This window comes from uncultured Porphyromonas sp., from assembly GCF_934359325.1.
GTDB lineage: Bacteria > Bacteroidota > Bacteroidia > Bacteroidales > Porphyromonadaceae > Porphyromonas_A.
The window spans coordinates 1-14,431 of the sequence record NZ_CAKRLH010000022.1 but is presented as its reverse complement, the minus strand read 5'-3'; the positions used below and the strand labels follow the sequence as shown (position 1 = coordinate 14,431).

Genomic DNA, 14,431 nt, shown 5'->3' with positions numbered 1-14,431 from the left:
CATAATGAAATCTCTATTTGTCGTTAAAGTTTAGTTGCAGTCCTATTGGACTGGTACAAATATACTCTTTTCCTGATAATAGATCCTCCCTGCAGGAACTACTTCCAGGAAGAAGCAACGGAGAAATAACTGAGGATTGCTCAGTGGCGAGTAGGCTTCCTCAGCGATAATTCTTTTACCGGTATTAGTCGACACTAATACCGGTATTAGTCGTCACTATTACCGGTATTAGTTTGTAGCCTTACCGGGTTGGGAGACAGAGCGTCTCAGATTGAAGTCGCTGTCGTTATATACTTATCTGGGTGTCAAGCTTATGTGTCGTACTTACTGTGCTTTGTGTGCCGGACAAGTCTGAGGGTGTCGTAATATTTGTGTACTTTCGCAATTGTGAAGTAACGAGCACATATACCTTTTTAATCATAACAGCTACACATGTCAAGATTCTTATCCCTTATGACCCTTGCGGCGACCGGAGCGCTTATGCTCTGCTCTCCGGTGAGCGCAACGACGGTCACAGAGACCGCCGGCGAGGGCAAAGTCTTCACCGCTGAGGCGATGCACAAGCTCTATCGCATCGGGGGCATCCAGCTCTCTCCGGACGGTAAGCACTTCATCTACACCCGCTCCATGGCTCAGCTCGAGGAGAATAACTTCTCCTCAGAGATTATGGTCGGCGAGACTGCCAAGTCCGGCAGCGGGCGAGCCATTCTCGGTAAGAATGCCGGTCACTCGCCGGTCTTCCTCGATGATCAGACGATTGCTTTTGTCTCCACCAAGGGCGATAAAGCTCAGATCGCGCTCTGTAACTTAGACGGCAGCAACCTCCGCGTGGTGTCGGACTACGACTTCGATGTGATCGACTTCCTTTACTCTCCCGATCGGAAAAAGGTGGTCGTCATCCGCGAGGTGATGCTCCCGGAGATCTCCAAGGAGGAAAACCCTGACCTCGGGAAGCAGACCGGGCATATCTATGATGACCTGATGTACAAGCACTGGGATGAGTGGAATGTCTCTGTACCTCAGTCTTTTATCGCAACGGTAAGCACCGATGGTAAGGTCTCCAAGGAGCTTCGATCCATCCTTAATGAGGGCGAGCTCTTTGAGTTGCCGACCAAGCCCTTCGGTGGGACTGAGCAGCTGAGCTGGACCAAGGATAGCCAGCAGATTGCCTACTCTTGCCGTAAGAAGGTGGGTAAGGAATACGCCGTCTCGACCAATACAGATATCTATCTCTTTGACCTCCAGAGTGGCAAGACGACCAATCTGACAGAGGGGATGATGGGCTACGATACCAACCCTACGTTCTCTCCCGACGGGACTAAGCTCGCCTGGCTAAGCATGGAGCATGACGGCTGTGAGTCGGACCTCCCGAGGATCTTCGTGATGGATATGAAGAGCGGGAAGAAGACCTTTGTCTCAAAGGACTACGAGTACTACCCTCAGCAGCTGGGCTGGTGTTCCTGTGGCAAGAAGCTCCGTTTCGTTACCCCGGATAACGGCACGTCTAATGTCTTTAGTATCAATATCGAGACCGGAAAGGCTGAGCAGATGACAAAGTACGACCTTGCTGACGTGACCGGCTTCGCGGGCGAGGGTAAGGATATGCTCCTCACCATTCAGTCGATGGCTGAGCCTACCTCCGCCTTTGCTTACGACGTGGCTAAGGGTAAGGCAACGAAGCTGACCCCTGACAATGATGCCTTCCTCGCTGACTATCCCAATGTGACCGTACAGCGCCATATTGTCAAGACTACAGACGGTAAGGATATGATCACTTGGTTTATCCTCCCGCCCAACTTTGACCCCAATAAGAAGTACCCCACTGTCCTCTTTTGCGAGGGTGGTCCGCAGAGTCCGGTGACACAATTCTGGAGCTACCGCTGGAACTTCCGCACCTTTGCCTCCGCCGGCTTCATCATGGTCGCGCCTAATCGTCGCGGTACCATCGGTAATGGTAAGGAGTGGACCGAGCAGATCTCCGGAGACTATGGTGGTCAGAATATCAAGGACTACCTCTCCGCGATCGACTACGCTGCCACGCTGCCCTATGTGGATAAGGATCGCCTCGGTGCCACCGGTGCTAGCTACGGAGGTTTCTCCGTATACTATCTCGCCGGTCACCATGAGGGTCGCTTCAAGGCCTTTGCTGCCCATGCCGGGATGTTCAATCTCGATGCGCAGTACCTGGAGACGGAGGAGCTCTGGTTTACCAATTGGGACCTCGGTGGTCCCTTCTGGGAGACGGATAAGGAGCGGGTACGCAACTCGTACTCCTTCTCCCCCCACCACTTCATCGACAAGTGGGACACCCCGATCCTCTGCATCGCAGGCGGGTATGACTTCCGTATCCTCTTCTCACAGGGTATGCAGGCCTTCAACGCAGCTCAGCTGCGAGGCATCCCCTCTCGTATGCTCTACTTCCCCGACGAGAGCCACTGGATCCTGAAGCCGCAGAATAGTGTCCTCTTCTATCGCACTTGGATCGACTGGATGAATAAGTGGCTCAATAAGAAGTAACCTGAGCCCTATATAGCACAAGAGAGGCTGCCCGATCATCTCGGACAGCCTCTCTTGCATTATAGATCTCGGATAGGATCCCAGATGGGGGTGGTGGGGAGGGGGGCAATGAAGGTGATTGGCTCCCGTCGGACCGGATGAGTCAGAGAGAGGGAGCGGGCATGGAGCGCTATGGATGCGTCGGGGAGGGGATAAGAAGCGCCATACTTGACATCTCCGACGATCGGGCAGCCTATCGCCGCCAACTGGGCGCGAATCTGGTGGTGCCGTCCGGTATGGAGGTGGATCTCAAGTAGCGTCTGCCCCTCGGAGGGCTGAGCCACCGTCTGATATTCGAGTACCGCCTCCTTTGCCTCCTTTGTCCCCTTAGAGACCGGGTAGCTCTTATTCTGATCTCTATTGCGAAGGAGAGAGTGTGTAAGGGTCGCAGTAGGGCGCTCCGGGCGACCTTCGACGAGGGCGAGGTAGATCTTCTCAAGGTCGTCTCTCCGGCGGAATGCGTCATTAAGCCGGGTGAGTGCCTTGCTGGTTCGGGCAAAGAGTACCACCCCGCTCACCGGTCGATCAAGCCGGTGTACTACTCCGAGGAAGACAGCACCGGGCTTGTTGTACTTCTCCTTTATATAGACCTTGCAGGTTTCCACAAGTGGTTCATCCCCGGTGCGGTCGCCCTGGATGATCTCTCCGGGAGCCTTGGAGACAGCGAGCAGATGGTTGTCCTCGTAGAGTACCTCCATGGATCAGAGTGCCATGCCGCCACAGACCTGCAGCACCTGCCCGGTGATGTAGGAGGCATCATCAGAGAGAAGGAAGGCGACTGCTTGGGCGACGTCCTCAGGAGTACCTGCCCGACGGAGCGGGATCTCTGCTGTCCACGCCTTGGTCTGTTCCTCGCTCAGCTGAGAGGTCATGTCTGTCTGTATGAATCCCGGGGCTACTGCATTCACGCGTATGCCACGACTGCCCACCTCCTTAGCGAGAGACTTCGTGAAGCCAATGATTCCGGCCTTGGAGGCGGAGTAATTGGTCTGTCCCGCATTGCCGTGAAGTCCGACGACTGAGGAGAGACTGACGATGGATCCGCTACGGGCACGGATCATAGTGGGGAGGAGGGCGGAGGTGACGTTGTAGACGCTTTTCAGATTTGCGCCGATGACGCTGTCCCACTGCTCCTCGTCCATCCGCATCAGGAGACCGTCGCGAGTAATGCCGGCATTATTGACTAGATAATCGACGGTTCCGAAGTCGCTTAGCACATCGGCAACAAAGGTCTTGGCTGCCTCGTGGTCTGCAGCATCGAGAGCGTAGGCCTTGCCCTCCACACCCATTCCACGGAGTTCCTCCTCGAGAGAAGCAGTATTGGCATTGAGAGATCTGCCACAGAAGGCTATTTGGACGCCTCTCGAGGCAAGCTCGAGACAGATGGCGCGACCGATGCCACGGCTTCCACCGGTGACGATGGCGGTCTTGTGAGTCTGAGTAGTAGTCATGTCGGGTATTGCTTTATTCTTATTCTCCCATATCATTGCCTATCCCCTTTAGAATTAGATCGTAGACGATGAAGTAAGTCCTCATGAGCGACTCCCGGGAGCGTCCCAGCTGCCCCCTTATGTAGGGCACTTCAAGTCCCTTGAGACAGGCGTGTAGGAGCATCGTGGTGCGGGTGAGGTCGAGTGTGGCGCGGAAGTGTCCCCCGGCGATCCCTTCTTGCAGCATCTGACGGATGAGTCTTCGCTCGAGTACGTCGAAGCGCACTCTAGCTCGCTCGAGGGTGGCTATGTCATTGAAAAACTCCGCCTCCAGCGTCCCATTCCACATTACCACATTATTGATCATCTCCTCCCGTCGACCGATGTAGCGCATCAGTTTCTCCGGGGTGGGGAGGGGCTGATAGACAAACTTCTCTAGCTCACTGTAGAGGTAGTCAAACTCCTCCTTGATCACCTCTAAGTAAATGTCCTCCTTGGTGCTGAAGTAGGTGTAAAGGGTGCGACGGCTCTTGCCGGCACTCTTGGTGATGCCATTCATCGTCGTATCGTGGAATCCGAGCGAGGCGAAGAGGTCTCGAGCTACCTTGATGAAGTGCTGTCTCGTCCGCTCTGCCGTTGCCGTCCGACGCTTCCGCTTCTTTACCTCAGCCATAGTGGGTTACTTCTCTCGGAAAAAGAGGTTGATCGGAGTGCCGCTGAAGTCCCAGTTGGCTCGTATCTTATTCTCCAGGAAGCGCTTGTAGGGCTCCCTGATCCACTGGGGAAGGTTGCAGAAGAAGACGAAGCTCGGGACGCTTACGCCGGGGAGCATAGTGATGTACTTGATCTTGATCATCTTCCCCTTGATCATCGGAGGCGGAGTGGCGCCGATGATGGGTAGGAGTACCTTATTGAGCTGACCTGTGGAGATGCGGGTCTTACGCTTGGCATAGATCTCCTCGGCGAGGTCGAGGATCTTCAGCACCCTCTGTCTCGTTAGGGCGGAGATGAAGAGGATCGGGAAGTCGGTGAAGGGTGCCAGTCGGGCACGGATGGCAGACTTGTAGGTCTCCATCACCTCCTTGCCTTTCTCCTCGATCAGGTCCCACTTATTGATGCAGACGATGAGACCCTTGTTATTCTTACGGACAATGGAGTAGACATTGACATCCACCGCCTCAATCCCCTGCGTGGCGTCAAGCATCAGGACGCAGACATCGGAGTTCTCTATCGCTGTGATGCTACGGAGGACGGAGTAGTACTCAATGTCCTCGCTCACCTTCCTCTTCTCCCTCACGCCGGCGGTGTCCACGAGGAGGAGATTGTGTCCAAAACGGTCGTAATGGGTGTAAATAGAGTCCCGCGTGGTCCCGGAGATGTCGGTGACGATGTGTCGATCCTCTCCGAGGAGGGTATTGACGAGAGTGGACTTACCGGCATTGGGACGACCCACGATAGCGAGACGAAGCATATCCGGAACCTTCTCCTCCTCGGCGCTCTCCTCCGGGAGCAGCGCAACCAGCGCATCGAGGAAGTCTCCCGTACCGGCGCCATTGGTTGCCGAGATGGGGTAGGGGTCTCCGAGTGATAGAGCATAAAACTCGGCGGCATAGGCATCCATAGTAAAGTTGTCCGCCTTATTTGCGACCACCATCAGCGGCTTGTCCGTGCGGCGGAGCATATTGGCGATCTCCATATCCAGCGGAGTGAGTCCCTCCTTCACATCGACGAGGAAGACGATCAGGTCTGCCTCGGCGAGTCCCATCTCGACCTGCTTATTGATGGCGGACTCAAAGGTCTCATCGCTCTGACCGACCCAGCCACCGGTGTCGACGATGCTGAAGGAGCGCCCCTGCCACTCGCAGCGACCATACTGCCGGTCTCGGGTGGTGCCCGGGGTGTCGGAGACGATCGCAGTACGGGACTCTGTGAGCCGATTGAAGAGGGTGGACTTGCCGACATTGGGTCGGCCGACAAGGGCTACCAGTTTGCTATTGGCCATAGGATGTAATTGTCTAATGTGTTATCTGTATTGAAATAGGTTACTCAGCTCTTGGACTCGTAACCAAAGGAACGGAGTGCCCGATCGCTGTTGCGCCAGTCATCGGAGACCTCCACCTCGAGGCGGAGGAAGATCTTCTTACCGAAGAACTTCTCCAGGTCACGACGAGCGAGGGTGGAGACTTTCTTAAGCGCCACGCCACCCTTGCCGATGATGATCCCCTTCTGCGACTCGCGCTCTACGTAGATCCTACCTGTGATTCGGATCAGATCATCAGACTCCTTGAAGGAGTCTATCACCACCTCGCAAGAGTAGGGGATCTCCTCCTGATAGTAGAGGAAGATCTTCTCGCGGATAATCTCTGAGACAAAGAATCGTGCCGGTCTGTCGGTCAGTGCATCTTCGTCAAAGTAAGGAGGCGCCACCGGGAGCAGCTCCGGGATCCGTTGCTTGAGATAGGGGATCCCCGCCCCATGCAAGGCGGCGAGAGGGAGGATCTCTGTGGCATTAGGAAGCCGGTCTCTCCAGCTCTCTATTAGTGCTGCCAGCTCCTCCTGACTCATGAGGTCTGCCTTATTGATCAGGACAAGCACGGGAATGTCGAGCTTAGCCACCTGAGCGACGAAGTCCGCATTCTTATCTGCCTTCTCTATAGTATCTGTGACATAGAGGAGAATATCTGCGTCCTCGAGGGCACTGCGAGAGAAGGAGAGCATATCCTCCTGCATGCGGTACTTGGGCTTAAGCACCCCCGGAGTGTCGCTGTAGACGATCTGCATACGGTCGCTATTGACGATGCCGATAATACGGTGTCTCGTCGTCTGCGACTTATTGGTGATTATGCTGAGTCGGTCGCCCACCAGCTGATTCATCAGGGTAGACTTACCCACATTTGGGTTGCCAACGATGTTGACGAAGCCGCTCTTGAAGTTCTCTATCTTATCCATCTCTGTTATTCTTGCTCTCCGGGTGTGTCGTAGGCCCACTTAAGTAAGGCAGTACCATATGTGAGACCGGCTCCAAAGGCGGTCAGTACTATATTGTCTCCTCTCCGTATCCGGCTCTCGCACTCACTCAGTACGATGGGGATGGATGAGGAGGAGGTATTGCCACAATGACCGATATTGACCAGTAGTCGGTCCATCGGCAGCTCGAGTCGCTCCGCCACGGCGCTCATGATCCTGAGATTAGCCTGATGAGGAACCACCCAGGTCACCTGATCCTTGGTTAGTCCGTTTCTCCCAAGCATCTCCTCCGAGGTCTCGCCCATCGTAGTGACGGCGCACTTGAAGATCACCCGCCCATTCATCTTGATGAAGTGCTCTCCATTCTCTATAGTCTCGTGCGAAGCGGGTCGGGCGGAGCCTCCTGCGGGGATGATCAGGTCATCACGGTGACCGATATTCTTATTTCCTATCAGGAGGTCAATCACACCCACCTCGTCCTCCGTCGGCTCAATCAGTGTCGCCGCTCCGCCGTCACCGAAGAGCGGGAGTGTCGACCGATCGGAGGGATTGGCGAAGAAGCTGTTCTTCTCCGCCGTCACCAACAGGATCCTCCTATACAACCCGCTCTCGATGAACCCTCGAGCGATCTGTAGTCCGAAGATAAATCCACTACATGCTGCCTGGAAGTCGTAGCACGGCGCCCCGTCGGGTATGCCCACCTCGGCTGCTATGATCGATGCCGTAGAGGGGAAGATATAGTCCGGGGAGTTGGTCGAGCAAATCACCATGTCTATCGTCGATAGATCGATCGGGTGACGCCTCACCAGGTCACGGATTGCCTCCACGCCAAGCACCGAGGCACCCTCAGTGCGATCTCTCAGTATGTGACGCTGATGAATGCCGACCCGTGTCGTGATCCACTCATCTGAGGTGTCGACCATCTTGGCGATGTCGTCATTGGTGAGGACCTCACTAGGCAGGTAGTGTCCTATGGCGGTGATTGCAGCTCTGAGGTGCTGTGTCATATATTATTCTCTCCGGGATCCCCGGGATGGTGTACATCTGATGTGGAAAGAGGTGAGAGAACAAGTGTGCGGTTGCAGTGCAGCACCTCTCACTTTCCGTTGCCAAAGGTACGATTTTCTCACCTTATCCGACGAGTGTGCACTTTACCTCTCACAGTACGTTTACTTTTCTGAGTGTGGCGTCCTAGAAAAGTACACACATAGAGGAGAAGAAATGAAGATCAAGAATGAAGCGAAAAAGGCTGGATCGAGCTCTGTTAAAGACTAAAAAACAGGTCTGAAACAAAGGAGCTACGATGACATGTTTAAATTAAAAGTCTTGCGTGAAATGGTTTGTACGGGCGAGACACTTGCAGCACTAAGTAAGGCCAATTGCAACCATTTCCCGCTGGATCAGAACCTTTGGGATCACAACCCCAAAACGAATCAGAGAGTAGGTTATGAGTAAGAATATCAGCGATATAGAGCGCAAGCTTATCGAGAAAGAGTGTGAGTGTGAGGAACTTAAAGTAAGGCTTCGGGAGTCACATATCGAGTGCGAGATCAAAAAAGCATCCTTGGACTACCTGTCCGCCAAGTATCACATTGATCTAAAAAAGCTCCATCACGCAGAATGTCGGATGAACCTAATGTGAACTTTTCATGTGTAACATTGCTTGATGGGCTAAACTATTACCGGTATTAGTCGACACTAATACCGGTAATAGATGACACTAATACCGGTAATAGAAACGGGCAATAATTATGTGCTGGATTTCAAACTAGTGTGCATTCATGTCCAATTAGCTCCTTAACAGAGGCTTTGGTGCTGGTGTTATTGTACTTCAGTTGTTTCGAGTCTGTTTTCTTTTGATATATAATAGCGATTATGTTAAGTAGACATGAAAGAATTCCTGTGGAATAGCTAACTTTGTCTCATAAGAAACATCTACAAGACCTTAACTACCCATGAGAGAGTCCGATACAATCAACCCTGAGGAGAAAGTCACTCTCCCGCATGATAAGTTTGCCATCTGTATTTCCAGATCGCAGTGCAGCGGCGGTGTGACGTTTGCCCATAAGCTCGGTGAAAAGCTGGGTATCCCTGTCTACGATGACAATATCTTTGACTACGCTGCCAAGGATCATAATATCCGATGCGATCTATTCGTGAAGAACGAGGACAATACAGACTTCTCAGTCCCTATTATATATGGTGCGGAGTATGCTTCGTCTGGAGCGATGATCACCTATACGGACAACTTTTTGTCCAATAAGAACATCCATAGTATGCAGTCAGAGACGATCCTGAGGCTTGCCGCTGATAGCTCTGCCATTTTCCTAGGTCATACAGCTGACTTCGTGCTAAGAAACCACCCTAACCTACTGACGCTCTATATCTCCGAGCCGATGGCTATTCGCATAAAGAACCTCCAGAAAGACTACGAGGGAGTCAGCGATGAGGAGGCGATGGATAGACTGCTGAAGCTTGATAAGGATAGGCGTCAGTACTACAACTATTACACCGGCATGCGTTGGGGACGCTGTGAGACTTACGATTTGGCTCTGCAACCGTCGTTCTTTGGCATAGATTATGCAACTGATTTAGTGATGGAGATGATTCGCGCCAAGCAGTTTCCTACGGAGGGGACCTCTCTGGCAGGCGAACATTAGGTTCCAAGTCCATAACTAAGCAGTTTACATAGATGTCAAATTATAATAAGAAGATATATGACCCAATAGTGGAGTCTTCTATTTCCGACCAGGAGGACTTCGATACCCTCTTTGATCAGCCCTCATCCGATGGAGGGGGCTCGGGAGGAGAGGATACGAGTGGCGGTCAGGAGTCTACTCAAAAGACTGTGACTCCGACCCTAGACGCCTACGGTACATGGCTCAATGACCAGGTGAAGAGAGGAAAGCTGGATCCCGTTTACGGTCGTGAGAAGGAGCTTCAGCGGATCACGCAGATACTGGCAAGGAAAAAGAAGAATAACCCCCTACTCCTGGGTGAGCCGGGTGTGGGAAAGACAGCGGTGGTCGAGGCTCTGGCACTGAGAATCGCATCCGGAGATGTCCCACCCTATCTGCTCAATAAGCGGATCGTTGCGGTGGATATGTCGTCCATTGTGGCGGGGACGATGTATAGGGGACAATTTGAGGAGCGGATGAAGAAGCTCATCCACGAGCTCAAGTCCAATCCTGACGTTATACTCTATATGGATGAGATACATACGCTTATGGGTAGCGGTAACACCCAGGGAGGGGTCGATGCCGCCAGCATGCTCAAGCCGCCTCTTGCACGAGGAGAGATCCGCTGCATCGGTGCCACCACCCTGGAGGAGTATCGTAAGAGCATCGAGAAAGATGGTGCGGTGGACCGGAGATTTCAGAAAGTTATGGTCAACGCTCCTGACGAGAAGGAGACACTCCTTATTCTAAAGAAGCTCCAGCCGATCTACGAGAAGCACCATCACGTGACTTATACGGAGAAAGCCCTTGAGTCTGCTGTCTATCTGACAGAGCGCTATGTCACTGACCGGCAGTTCCCCGACAAGGCGATAGATGCTCTCGATGAAGCGGGCGCCTACTCCTTTATCAAGAATCAGAAGCCGGTCGATCTGAAGCCCTATCAGGACCAGATCGACGAGATACGTAAGCTGAAGCTTCAGTACGTCAACGAAGGGCGGTATGACCTTGCCTCTCAGGCGAGGGATAAGGAGAAACAGTATCAGGAGGATCTCAAGACGGTCAAGCGCAGTCTGGAGCGCGGTGATATGCTCGGCGACCCTACCCTAGTGGACAGTCAGGAGGTAGAGTACGTGGTGTCTCTGGGGAGCGGCGTGCCGGTCCAGTCCTTCACCGCCGGTGATCTTAGGGCTCTCAGCCAGCTGGAGTCTACACTGAAGTCCAAGGTGATCGGTCAGGATCACGTGGTGCGTGACGTCGCTACTGCCATCCAGCGGAATAAGGTGGGGCTCAGAGATCCGGGGAAGCCAATTGGCTCCTTCCTCTTCTTAGGATCCTCCGGCGTCGGTAAGACGTATCTCTCTAAGATGCTCGCTAAGGAGCTCTTTGGCACAGAGGATGCCATGATCCGTGTGGACATGAGTGAATTTATGGAGAAGTACTCCGTCTCTCGACTGATCGGTGCTCCTCCCGGATATGTCGGATACGACCAGGGTGGCGAGCTGACGGTGAAAGTGAAACGACGCCCCTACTCCGTGATCCTCTTCGATGAGATCGAGAAGGCTCACCCCGATGTCCAGAACCTTATGCTACAGATCCTTGATGATGGTGTACTGACAGATAGTACAGGTGACAAGGTTAATTTCAAGAACACCATCATCATCATGACCTCCAATGTGGGTACCCGCCAACTCAGCGAGTTTGGGACCGGCATCGGATTTAAGGATCAGAGCGATGGAGATGAGGCGGCTGAGCAGGTGATCCGCAAGGCTCTCAATAAGCGCTTTGCCCCTGAGTTCCTCAATCGTATCGATAAGATCGTAACCTTCAATCAGCTCAAGAAGCAGGACATCCGTACGATCGCTGACCTCGAGCTGAGCAAGCTGGATAAGCGTCTGGAGAACCTCAATATCCGAGTGCAGTACTCCGATAAGGCGAGAGACTTCGTGGCTGAGAAGGGGTTTGATCCTAAGCTCGGAGCCAGACCGCTCAAGAGAGCAATAGCGCAGTACATCGAGGAGATGATCACGGACGGAATCATCAGTGGAGAGGTGCAGCCGGGAGAGGATTACCTGATCGATGTGGATGGCACGGACAAGGACATGAAGCTGAAGATCATGGTACCGGAGCCACTACTGATCTCATAAGTAATTGATACTACTCAGAGAGGGGCATTATGGCATATGAGCTGTAACGCCCCTCTCTCTTGGGACTTCGGGCGATCACTTCGTCCCCACAATTGCGTATCTTTGTGGGAAGAAATCTTAGTAACCAATGGTACCATTCTCAATAGATCCAGATAAAGTCATCCTCGGCATAGAGTCCTCCTGCGATGATACCTCAGCTGCTGTCCTGAGAGGTCAGACGCTCTTGTCAAACGTCATAGCGAGCCAAAAGGTCCACGAGCAGTACGGTGGCGTAGTGCCCGAGTTGGCCAGTCGAGCTCACTTGCAGAACGTCGTCCCTGTCGTCAGTGAGGCGATACGACAGGCAGGGATCACACGTGAGGATATCGACGTGATCGCCTACACGAGAGGTCCCGGTCTCCTAGGATCCCTGCTGGTCGGAGGGGCATTCGCCAAGGGGATGAGCCAGGCACTCGGTATCCCGATGGTAGACGTCAATCATCTGCAGGGACATGTGATGGCGCACTTCGTACAGCAGCCGGGCGAGGAGCGACCTGTCCCCCACTTCCCATTCCTCTGCCTGCTCGTATCAGGAGGCAACTCGCAGATTATTCTAGTCCATAACCCCCTGGACATGGAGATTATCGGCAAGACCATCGATGACGCTGCCGGCGAAGCATTTGACAAGTGTGCCAAGGTGATGGGACTGGGGTACCCGGGAGGACCGGTCGTGGACCGACTCGCTAAGGAGGGAGACCCAAGGGCCTTCCACTTCGCCAAGCCCAGGATTGATGGCTACGACTACAGCTTCAGCGGGCTGAAGACCTCCTTCCTCTACACCCTCAGAGATAATCTGGAGAAGGATCCTCTCTTTATCGAGAAGAATAAGGAGGATCTGTGTGCTTCATTACAGGAGACCGTGATCGAGCTCCTCATGGAAAAGCTTGAGCGTGCTGCTGAGGATCTCCATATCGATCAGGTCGGTGTAGCCGGTGGCGTCTCCGCCAATAGCCGTCTGAGGCAGGCCTTTGTGGACTATGGCGAGCGTAGTGGTAAGGTTGTCTTTATTCCCCCATTCAGCTACACGACGGATAATGCGGCGATGATTGCTATGGCCGGAGCCTGTCTCTATGCTGCAGGTCGACGGAGCGAGATGACGGACGCCCCTTACTCAAGGATAACTATCTAAGCGCTAAGTATATGGAATACGACAAGTCACTACACAAGTACTTGACGGAGCTCAGTGCTACAGCTCTGCAGGTATCCGAACTCCTACTCTCGCTCAAGTCCCACTTGTCAGTGGCTGAGAGCTGCACCGGTGGGCTGATCGCTGCTACCTGTACCAGTATCAGTGGTGCCTCGGACTGGTTTGATACAGGCGTAACCACCTATACCCGCCCCAGCAAGCAAGGTATGCTGGGACTCAAGGATCGGGAGATCCGTGACGGACTTGTCTCGGAGTCCACTGCCATCGCCATGTGCGAGCACATAGCGAAGCTCTCAGCAGTCGATGTCGCACTCTCTACCACAGGAGTCGCCGGACCATCGGAGAGCGAGGGGTATAAGCCATGTGCAGCGTGGATCGCCGTCCATACGCCTATGGGCACCGTCTCTCGATGGCTCGAGCATGAGGATGAGGGACGAAACACCAATCGCGCATTCATCGCCCTACAGGCGCTCTCACTACTTCGCGAAGAGCTACAGAAGTATCAGGAGACCTCAGTGAGATGACGCTTCAGGAGGCGCTCAAGAGGGTATTCGGATACAGCAGCTTTAGACCCAATCAGGAGGAAGCGTGCCGTAACCTTCTCCACGGTCGTGATCAGCTCGTCATACTGCCCACGGGCGGCGGCAAGTCGATCTGCTATCAGCTGCCGGCTGTACTCCAAGATGGATGCGCCATAGTCGTGTCGCCTCTGCTTGCGCTAATGAGGGATCAGATCGACTCGCTCAATCGGCACCACATCCTATCCGCCACCATCAATAGCTCTCTCTCTGACTCTGTACGACGCCAGGTGCTTCTACTGCTGCTTAGAGGGAAACTGAAGCTGCTCTACCTTAGCCCGGAGACTCTGATGTCTCCAATGGGAGACTATATCCTGAGCAATGCCAAGATCTCTTTCTTTGCGATAGACGAGGCTCACTGTATAAGCCAGTGGGGCCATGACTTCAGACCCGAGTACTCGCAGCTTGGATTTCTTAAGCAAAAGTACCCCTCCCTTCCCATCATCGCACTGACGGCAACAGCCGACCCTGCCACAAGGAAGGATATTATCAATAAATTGCAGCTGACAGATCCTGTGGAGATAGTCGGGGACTTCGATAGACCTAACATCCACATCTCGGTACGGCGAGGAGTAAAGAAGAGAGAGAAGCTAAGGCAGATAGCAGACTATATCGAGGAGCAGGGCACACTCTCCAGCGGCATCATCTACTGCACAAAGCGCAAGGATACCGAGATGCTCTCCGAGTATCTCAATAGTCAAAACATACACGCCCTACCCTACCACGCCAATATGTCCCCCGAGGACAGACTGGTGGTCCATCGTGCCTTCCTGTCGGGAAATGTGCAGGTGGTCTGTGCTACCGTAGCCTTCGGGATGGGGATCGACAAGCCTGATGTGAGGTGGGTCATACACTACAGTATGCCGATGAATATCGAGCAGTACTATCAGGA

13 protein-coding genes are annotated in these 14,431 nt (G+C 53.5%); 7 read left to right on the top strand and 6 right to left on the bottom strand.

Translation table 11 applies throughout. The features are described 5' to 3' along the window. Positions 1-432: 432 nt before the first annotated feature. The gene (locus Q0F21_RS01980; protein ID WP_297236895.1) at positions 433-2,517 is read left to right on the top strand and encodes a S9 family peptidase; all 2,085 of its coding nucleotides are present in this window, start codon (positions 433-435) and stop codon (positions 2,515-2,517) included. Between the two features lie 59 nt (positions 2,518-2,576). Here Q0F21_RS01980 and Q0F21_RS01975 read toward each other — a convergent pair whose 3' ends face one another. From Q0F21_RS01975 to Q0F21_RS01950, 6 genes are read right to left on the bottom strand one after another with little or no spacing between them, the layout of a single operon-like run. Continuing rightward, entirely contained in the window at positions 2,577-3,254 is a 678-nt protein-coding gene (locus tag Q0F21_RS01975; RefSeq protein WP_297236893.1) for an RluA family pseudouridine synthase, read from the bottom strand. 3 nt (positions 3,255-3,257) lie between these two features. Beyond that, positions 3,258-4,007 (bottom strand): 3-oxoacyl-[acyl-carrier-protein] reductase, encoded by a 750-nt coding sequence (gene fabG, locus Q0F21_RS01970; RefSeq protein WP_297236891.1) that lies wholly within the window; start codon positions 4,005-4,007, stop codon positions 3,258-3,260. A gap of 19 nt (positions 4,008-4,026) precedes the next feature. Beyond that, the gene (locus Q0F21_RS01965) at positions 4,027-4,659 is read right to left on the bottom strand and encodes a TetR/AcrR family transcriptional regulator (RefSeq protein WP_297236890.1); all 633 of its coding nucleotides are present in this window, start codon (positions 4,657-4,659) and stop codon (positions 4,027-4,029) included. A 6-nt stretch (positions 4,660-4,665) separates the two neighbouring features. Further along, positions 4,666-5,988, bottom strand: a complete 1,323-nt coding sequence (der, locus tag Q0F21_RS01960) for a ribosome biogenesis GTPase Der (protein ID WP_297236887.1) — start codon at positions 5,986-5,988, stop codon at positions 4,666-4,668. 44 nt (positions 5,989-6,032) lie between these two features. Continuing rightward, positions 6,033-6,935, bottom strand: a complete 903-nt coding sequence (gene era, locus Q0F21_RS01955; RefSeq protein ID WP_297236885.1) for a GTPase Era — start codon at positions 6,933-6,935, stop codon at positions 6,033-6,035. A gap of 5 nt (positions 6,936-6,940) precedes the next feature. Then, positions 6,941-7,960: a beta-ketoacyl-ACP synthase III gene (locus Q0F21_RS01950; RefSeq protein ID WP_297236883.1), complete on the bottom strand. Its 1,020-nt coding sequence runs from the start codon at positions 7,958-7,960 to the stop codon at positions 6,941-6,943. Between the two features lie 440 nt (positions 7,961-8,400). Here Q0F21_RS01950 and Q0F21_RS01945 point away from each other — a divergent pair, with 440 nt between their 5' ends. The 6 genes from Q0F21_RS01945 to Q0F21_RS01920 form a co-directional block, all read left to right on the top strand. Beyond that, on the top strand, positions 8,401-8,595 hold the full coding sequence (locus Q0F21_RS01945) for a hypothetical protein (protein WP_297236881.1): 195 nt from the start codon (positions 8,401-8,403) through the stop codon (positions 8,593-8,595). Between the two features lie 313 nt (positions 8,596-8,908). Beyond that, complete coding sequence (locus Q0F21_RS01940; protein ID WP_297236879.1) at positions 8,909-9,613, top strand: cytidylate kinase-like family protein; 705 nt, start codon at positions 8,909-8,911, stop codon at positions 9,611-9,613. A 68-nt stretch (positions 9,614-9,681) separates the two neighbouring features. Then, complete coding sequence (locus Q0F21_RS01935) at positions 9,682-11,775, top strand: ATP-dependent Clp protease ATP-binding subunit (protein WP_297236877.1); 2,094 nt, start codon at positions 9,682-9,684, stop codon at positions 11,773-11,775. 127 nt (positions 11,776-11,902) lie between these two features. Further along, positions 11,903-12,943 (top strand): tRNA (adenosine(37)-N6)-threonylcarbamoyltransferase complex transferase subunit TsaD, encoded by a 1,041-nt coding sequence (tsaD, locus tag Q0F21_RS01930; protein WP_297236875.1) that lies wholly within the window; start codon positions 11,903-11,905, stop codon positions 12,941-12,943. A gap of 11 nt (positions 12,944-12,954) precedes the next feature. Beyond that, a complete protein-coding gene (locus Q0F21_RS01925) occupies positions 12,955-13,485 on the top strand; it encodes a CinA family protein (RefSeq protein WP_297236873.1) in 531 nt (176 codons plus the stop codon). Then, positions 13,482-14,431 (top strand): RecQ family ATP-dependent DNA helicase (locus Q0F21_RS01920; protein WP_297236870.1); only part of this gene is annotated, 950 nt, incomplete at its 3' end. The genes Q0F21_RS01925 and Q0F21_RS01920, both read left to right, overlap by 4 nt.

Coding starts and splice junctions, on each gene's coding strand:
- tsaD (WP_297236875.1), top strand. CDS start 11,903: ATGGTACCATTCTCAATAGATCCAGATAAAGTCATCCTCGGCATAGAG.
- Q0F21_RS01965 (WP_297236890.1), bottom strand. CDS start 4,659: ATGGCTGAGGTAAAGAAGCGGAAGCGTCGGACGGCAACGGCAGAGCGG.
- Q0F21_RS01945 (WP_297236881.1), top strand. CDS start 8,401: ATGAGTAAGAATATCAGCGATATAGAGCGCAAGCTTATCGAGAAAGAG.
- Q0F21_RS01975 (WP_297236893.1), bottom strand. CDS start 3,254: ATGGAGGTACTCTACGAGGACAACCATCTGCTCGCTGTCTCCAAGGCT.
- fabG (WP_297236891.1), bottom strand. CDS start 4,007: ATGACTACTACTCAGACTCACAAGACCGCCATCGTCACCGGTGGAAGC.
- Q0F21_RS01950 (WP_297236883.1), bottom strand. CDS start 7,960: ATGACACAGCACCTCAGAGCTGCAATCACCGCCATAGGACACTACCTG.
- era (WP_297236885.1), bottom strand. CDS start 6,935: ATGGATAAGATAGAGAACTTCAAGAGCGGCTTCGTCAACATCGTTGGC.
- Q0F21_RS01980 (WP_297236895.1), top strand. CDS start 433: ATGTCAAGATTCTTATCCCTTATGACCCTTGCGGCGACCGGAGCGCTT.
- Q0F21_RS01925 (WP_297236873.1), top strand. CDS start 12,955: ATGGAATACGACAAGTCACTACACAAGTACTTGACGGAGCTCAGTGCT.
- Q0F21_RS01940 (WP_297236879.1), top strand. CDS start 8,909: ATGAGAGAGTCCGATACAATCAACCCTGAGGAGAAAGTCACTCTCCCG.
- der (WP_297236887.1), bottom strand. CDS start 5,988: ATGGCCAATAGCAAACTGGTAGCCCTTGTCGGCCGACCCAATGTCGGC.